2 protein-coding genes and 1 pseudogene are annotated in these 2,823 nt (G+C 74.4%); 1 reads left to right on the top strand and 2 read right to left on the bottom strand.

Annotation, left to right across the window (positions count from 1 at the left end):
• Positions 1 to 361: 361 nt before the first annotated feature.
• Together CCN56_RS36010 and CCN56_RS36015 are read right to left on the bottom strand one after the other, a co-directional pair.
• On the bottom strand, positions 362 to 1,735 hold the full coding sequence (locus CCN56_RS36010; RefSeq protein WP_086831966.1) for a HAMP domain-containing sensor histidine kinase: 1,374 nt from the start codon (positions 1,733 to 1,735) through the stop codon (positions 362 to 364).
• The gene (locus CCN56_RS36015; RefSeq protein WP_179200112.1) at positions 1,732 to 2,445 is read right to left on the bottom strand and encodes a response regulator transcription factor; all 714 of its coding nucleotides are present in this window, start codon (positions 2,443 to 2,445) and stop codon (positions 1,732 to 1,734) included. Before CCN56_RS36015 ends, CCN56_RS36010 begins: the two co-directional genes overlap by 4 nt.
• A gap of 87 nt (positions 2,446 to 2,532) precedes the next feature.
• Between CCN56_RS36015 and CCN56_RS42760 the strand changes: the two are divergent.
• Positions 2,533 to 2,823 (top strand): annotated as a pseudogene (locus tag CCN56_RS42760) (hypothetical protein); the annotation flags it as partial.

Here is a 2,823-nt window from a genome sequence, read left to right on the forward strand (position 1 = left end):
CGGCCTGCGCGGTGCCGGTGAGCCAGAAGGCGGCGCCGCCGACGACGGCCGCCGTGACGACCGCTCCGACGGCCTTGGTCCGGGTGCTCGTCCTGCGCCGGTGCGAACTGCTGCCCATGGCGTGCCTGCCTCTGTGTGCCGGGGGTGGGGGTGGGGTGCGGCAGCACGCTAGCGAGCGGGAAACGGACAAATGCCCAGGAGAGGGCCGGGGTTGGGATTCTTAGGGTCCGCTTAAGGAAGGCATCGGAACGACGAAAGGTTGGAGGCGGAAGGCCGGGCTCGGAGGGCAGGGTACGGAGGGCCGGAAGCGTCGGGCTCGGAGGGCTGGACGCGAAGGACCGCGTGCGAAGGACCGGTCGCGTCACGCCTTGCGGCGGCGGCCGCGACGGCCTCCGCCGCCGCCCGTACCGGCTCCGCGTCCGTCGAGGCTGATCCAGATCCGTACCTCGGTGCCGCCGAGGACCGAGTGGCCGATGCGGACGTCGCCGCCCGTCGACTCGGCCATGCGGCGCACGATGTCGAGGCCGAGGCCGGTGGAGCCGTCGCGCCCGCTGCCCGCGCCCCGGGCGAGCGCGGCGGCGGGGTCGGCGATGCCGGGGCCCGCGTCGGAGACGAGGAGGATGACGGCGTCCTCGCCGTTGTGGACGTCGAGGGAGAAGGCCGTGCCCTCGGGGGTGTGGCGGAAGACGTTGCCGAGGAGGGCGTCGAGGGCGGCGACGAGCTCGGGGCGTGCGACGGGGATGCGGACGGGGCGCTCGACGCCCGCGACCCGTACCCGGCGGCCTTCGTCCTCGGCGAGCGCCGACCAGAACTCCATCCGCTCGCGGACCACTTCGGCGGCGTCGCAGCCGGCGCCGGGCCCGGTCGCCTGGGTCTGCGGCTTCGCCTCGCGGGCGGTGCGGATGATGATGTCGACCTCGCGCTCCAGCTGTTCGACGGCCGCGCGGGTCTGCTCGGCGGCCGGTCCCGAGCCGAGGGAGGCCGCGTTGAGCCGGAGGACGGTCAGCGGGGTGCGGAGCCGGTGGGAGAGGTCGGCGGCCAGTTCGCGTTCGTTGGCGAGGAGCTGGACGACCTGGTCGGCCATCGAGTTGAAGGCGACGGCGGCCGACTTGAGCTCGGGCGGCCCCTCCTCGGGGACGCGCGCGCCGAGCCTGCCCTCGCCGAGGTCGTGGGCGGCGCCCGCGAGCCGCTGGGCGGGCCGGACCATGCGGACGCCGAGGCGGTCGGCGACGGCGACGGAGCCGACGATCAGGGCGAGGCCGACGCCGGCGAGGACGAGCCAGGCGGTGGCGACGCCGTTGCTGACCTCGCCCTCGGGGACGAAGAGCTCGACGACGGCGACCTGGGCGCTGCTGAGCGCGGTGGGCTGGAGCAGCGCGAAGCCGCCGGGGACCTCGGCGATGGAGGCGCGGCCGAGGCTGCGGGTGGCGGCAAGCTCCGCCGGGTCGGCCCGGCCGGTGCCGATCTCCAGGGCGGTGCCGCCGGGTTCGGCGGCGGGGACGTGGATGGCGAGCCGGCCGGCGGCGCCGTCCTCGGAGGTGGCGACGGCCTTGTCGAGTTGCTCGCGGTCGGTGGTGATCGCGAGGACGGGGGCGAATCCGGCGGCCCGCCGTTCGGCGTTGGAGAAGGCCCGGTCGCGGGCCATCTCCTTGACGACGAGCCCGAGGGGGACGGCGAAGGCGAAGACGACCATGGCGGTGACGGCGAGTGACACCTTGACGAGCGCCCACCTCACGGCTGCGTACCCGGTTCCTGCTCCCGGGGCGGCTCCAGCTTCACGCCCACCCCGCGCAGGGTGTGCAGATAGCGGGGCCGTGCGGCCGTTTCGCCCAGTTTCCGCCGCAGCCACGACAGGTGTACGTCGATGGTCTGGTCGTCGCCGTACGACTGCTGCCAGACCTCGGCGAGCAGCTCCTTGCGCGGGACGACGACGCCGGGCCGTCCGGCGAGGAAGGCGAGGAGGTCGAACTCGCGCCGGGTCAGGTCGAGGGGCGTCCCGTCGAGCTCCGCCTGACGGCGCAGCGGGTCGACGGTGAGCCCGCCGACCCGGATGGCCCGGGACGGCGGCTGCTCGCCCGCGGCGGCCCGGGAGCGGCGTAGGACGGCGGCCATCCTGGCCGTGAGGTGGTCGACGGAGAAGGGCTTCACGAGGTAGTCGTCGGCCCCGGCGTGCAGGAGCCGTACGATCTCGGCCTCGTCGTCCCGGGCGGTCGCGATGATCACCGGGACGTCGGTGATCCCGCGCAGCATCTTGAGCGCCTCGGATCCGTCGAGATCGGGCAGACCGAGGTCCAGGATCACGACGTCGAAGCGGAAATGGGCGACCTCGCGCAACGCCTCCAGGGCCGTGCCGACGCTCCGTACGGTGTGGGAGGCCTCGGTCAGCTGCCGGATGAGGGCGGAGCGCACGAACTGGTCGTCCTCGACCACGAGCACACTTGCCATGGGCGGCACCGTACGCCATTCGGGTGAGGCCGCGAGCAGTGTCCACCCTCCGGTACGGACCTTCGTCCGGTGGTGCACTATGTCCCGGTGCGAAGAGGACTCGTTCACGCCCTGGCCTGGTCGCTCGCCACCGGTGCGGCGGTCACCCTGTCCTGGTGGGGAGTGCACACGGTGCTGTCCGGCACGGTGTACGACCCGCCGCGCGCGCTGCCCCTCCCGGCCGGCGGCACCATCGGTGCGCCCGCGTCCGGCGACGATCCGCAGACCTCCTCCACCCTGAGCCCCGCGACCGCCCCGCCGTCCGCGCCCGCCGCTCCGAAGTCCACGCCGAGCGAGGCCCGTACGCCCCCGACGACCCCGCCCGCGACCCCTTCGCAC

This window comes from Streptomyces sp. NRRL B-24572, from assembly GCF_002156145.1.
Taxonomy (GTDB): Bacteria; Actinomycetota; Actinomycetes; order Streptomycetales; family Streptomycetaceae; genus Streptomyces; species Streptomyces vietnamensis.